Source organism: Microbacterium sp. Bi128, assembly GCF_918698205.1.
This window is the reverse complement of the sequence record NZ_CAKKMM010000448.1, coordinates 1-3,614: the sequence shown is the minus strand read 5'-3', so window position 1 is coordinate 3,614 and position 3,614 is coordinate 1. Positions and strand designations below refer to the sequence as shown.

Here is a 3,614-nt window from a genome sequence, read left to right as displayed (position 1 = left end):
GGGATCCTGGCCGCGAAGCGGCTGTCGACCAGCATGTACTCGCCAAAGGAACCGTCCACGCTGTAGCCGGCGTTCTGCTGGGCCTCGCACAGGGTCTCCCAGCCGGTGCGGCAGTACTGGCAGTCGCCGCAGGCGGACCAGAGCCACGCATTGCCGACCAAATCGCCGATGGCAAGGTCCGTGACGCCCTCGCCGAGGGCGACGACCTCGCCGACGCCTTCGTGGCCGGGAATGAACGGCGGGGACGGCTTGACCGGCCAGTCTCCCTCCGCGGCGTGCAGGTCGGTGTGGCAGACCCCGGTGGTCAGCACCTTGACCAGTGCCTCACCGCGGCCCGGCACGGGAACGGGGAGGGTCTGGATCTGGAGGTCCCTGCCGAATTCGGTAACTACCGCGGCTTGCATTGTCGTCGTCGTCATTGTCGTCGTCATGGCGAAATCCTTGCGTCATCAAACTTGGGTGTGGCTAAAGGGCGTGTGCAGTGAGCCGGCGTCCCTCCGTGTAGGTGCACAAGTGGTGCGGGCGGGGCGGATCATGCGCGATCCGCCCCGCCCGGGTCAGTGCGGCTTAGAAGAAGCCGAGCTTGTTCTCGTTGTAGCTGACCAGGAGGTTCTTGGTCTGCTGGTAGTGGTCCAGCATCATCGAGTGGTTCTCGCGGCCGATGCCGGAAGACTTGTACCCGCCGAACGCGGCCCCTGCCGGGTAGGCGTGGTAGTTGTTGACCCACACGCGGCCGGCCTGGATCTCGCGGCCGGCGCGGTAGGCGACGTTGCCATTGCGGGACCAGACGCCGGCGCCCAGGCCGTACAGGGTGTCGTTGGCGATGCCCATGGCGTCGTTGTAGTCGCTGAAGCGGGTCACGGAGACAACCGGGCCGAAGATTTCCTCCTGGAAGATCCGCATCTTGTTGTGGCCCTCGAAAATGGTGGGCTGGACGTAGTAGCCGCCGGCCAGGTCTCCGGGCATTTCGGCCCGGGCACCGCCGGTGAGCACCTTGGCGCCCTCCTGCTTTCCGATGTCAATGTAGGAGAGGATCTTTTCCAGCTGGTCGTTGGAGGCCTGGGCACCGAGCTGGGTTTCGGTGTCCAGCGGGTTGCCCTGGATGATTTTCTCCACCCGGGCCACGGCGTCGGCCATGAAGGATTCGTAGATGTCTTCCTGGATCAGGGCGCGCGACGGGCAGGTGCAGACTTCACCCTGGTTGAAGGCGAAGAGCGTGAAGCCCTCCTGGGCCTTGTCGTAGAACGCGTCATTGGTGTCCGCGACGTCGTTGAAGAAGATGTTCGGGCTCTTGCCGCCAAGCTCCAGCGTGACCGGAATCAGGTTCTGGCTGGCGTACTGGCTGATCAGGCGGCCCGTGGAGGTTTCGCCGGTGAAGGCGATCTTGCGGATGCGGGGGCTGGAGGCCAGTGGCTTGCCGGCCTCGACGCCGAAGCCGTTGACCACATTGAGGACACCGGCCGGCAGCAGGTCGCCGATGAGTTCCATCAGCACCAGGATCGAAGACGGCGTCTGCTCGGCCGGCTTCAGGACGACGGCGTTGCCGGCGGCGAGGGCCGGGGCGAGCTTCCAGACGGCCATGAGGATCGGGAAGTTCCAGGGGATGATCTGGCCGACGACGCCGAGCGGCTCGTGGTAGTGGTAAGCGGTGGTGTCGTCGTCGAGCTGGGACAGCCGGCCCTCCTGGGCGCGGACGGCGGAGGCGAAGTAGCGGAAATGGTCGGCGGCGAGCGGAATGTCGGCGTTGAGGGTCTCGCGGATCGGCTTGCCGTTGTCCCAGGACTCGGCGACGGCGAGCATCTCGGTGTTCTCATCGATCCGGTCGGCAATCTTGTTCAGGATCGCGGCACGCTCGGCCACGGAGGTCTTGCCCCAGGACGGTGCAATCTTGTGGGCGGCATCCAGCGCCAGTTCGATGTCCTCGGCGGTGCCGCGGGCCACCTCGCAGAAAGCCTTGCCGGTCACCGGGGTGATGTTCTCGAAGTACTGTCCCTTGACCGGCGCAACCCACTCGCCGCCGATCCAGTTTTCGTAGCGGTCCTTGAAGGTGACCTTCGAGCCCTCGGTTCCGGGCTGGGCGTAAACAGTCATTGCTAGCTCCTTTGCTGTGCAAGATGGGGGGCTGCAAGGCGCTTCCGGCCCCCGTTGCACCCAGCGTAGGCGCGTGAAGGTTGCAGTCAGGTTGCAACCGGAGTGAGCCAGGTCACTGCGGGGCATTCCGGCGGTCCGCGACGGTCAGGCGCTTAGCTCGCGGTCCAGCCGTTCCAGATCGGCGACGACGGCGGCGCGCTTGGGCGAGCGCGGCGCCAGCAGCTTCAGCGCGGCGATGCGGACGTCGACGTCGTCCTTTGCTTCGGGCAGCGCGGCGTATTTCAGGAGCGATTCCGCGCTGCCGTCCGTCAACAGGGCCTCGCGCATCAGCGCGGAGACCCTGGCCCGCAGCTCCACGATGCCGGGGGCCTCGGAGCGGGGCAGCACGGCGCCGCGGTAGATTTCCAGCGCTATCCGGTGGGCGCCGCGCTGCAGGCAGTCCAGCACCTGTCCGGCGTCGGGGACCAGGTCCAGCGGCAGCCGGTAGGGGCGTGATTGCGGCACGGCATCGGGGTTGAGCTGCTGAAGTACCTTGCGCAGCCGCACCATCTCGGCGCGCAGCGTCATGGTGGAGGCGTCCCCGGGGTACAGGAGGGCGCAAAGCTCCTCGGCATTCAGCCCCGCCGGGTGGGTGCTGAGCAGGGCCAGGATCTCGCTGTGCCGGGCGGACAGGGCCACGGTGCGGCCGTCAATGCTGAGCAGGGCCTGGTCGCGGCCGAGCAACTGGAGGCTGTTGCGGTAGAGGCTGCTGGCGCCCGGTCCCCCGGCCGTTTTCGGCGTCGAGTTCCGCCGCCTGGACGGCGAGGACTGGCCGGCGGCGGCCAGCTGCAGCCGCTCGACCCGTAGATGCGCCTGGGCCGCGGCGACCGTCGCCTCTACCAGCGACAACGTATGCGGGGCCACGGCCGACTCCGTGCCGGTGATGTCCACGACCCCCAGCAGGGCGCCGGAATCCGGATCGTGGAACGGCACCGCCGTACAGCTCCACGGATGCACGGAGCGCTTGTAGTGCTCGGCGCCGGAGATCTGGATTCCCCGGCCCAGGGCCAGCGCGGTGCCGGGGGCGCTGGTGCCGACCGTCGCCTCGGACCAGTCGGCGCCCGGGACGAACATCATGCCCTCGGCCCGGCGCTGCAGGGCGGCGTCCCCTTCCACCCAGAGGAGCCTGCCGACCTCGTCACCCACGGCTACCAGCATTCCGCTGTCGTGGCTGGGCAGGACCAGGAGCTTGTGGATCACGGGCATGATGGCGGCCAGGGGGTGCTGGCGGCGGTATTCTTCGAGTTCCTCGCGGTCCATGGCCAGCGGCGCCTCGGGGTTGTCCGGGTTGGCCTGCAGCCGGACGGAGCGCTGCCACGATTCCTGAATCAGGGTGCTGATCCCGGGCAACTGCAGGCCCTCGGAGAACGCCATTCCACGGGAATCCAGCTGCTCATGGCCCGCGCTGGCATATTGCTGGCGCAGCGCTGCGGTGACTCCGCCTGCCGGCGGCAACAGTGCTGCGGGATGGACCAGTTTCCTCA

General features: G+C 67.6%; 3 protein-coding genes. All 3 read right to left on the bottom strand.

Going from position 1 to position 3,614, the window contains the following annotated elements; translation table 11 throughout:
• Window positions 1–404: alcohol dehydrogenase catalytic domain-containing protein (locus LQV45_RS20765; protein ID WP_230008638.1), on the bottom strand; the 404-nt coding region annotated here is incomplete at its 3' end.
• 163 nt (window positions 405–567) lie between these two features.
• Entirely contained in the window at window positions 568–2,091 is a 1,524-nt protein-coding gene (locus LQV45_RS20760) for an aldehyde dehydrogenase family protein (protein ID WP_230008636.1), read from the bottom strand.
• Window positions 2,092–2,235: 144 nt separating this feature from the next.
• On the bottom strand, window positions 2,236–3,614 hold a 1,379-nt coding region (locus tag LQV45_RS20755; protein WP_374208261.1), incomplete at its 5' end, for a GAF domain-containing protein.

Coding starts and splice junctions, on each gene's coding strand:
- LQV45_RS20760 (WP_230008636.1), bottom strand. CDS start 2,091: ATGACTGTTTACGCCCAGCCCGGAACCGAGGGCTCGAAGGTCACCTTC.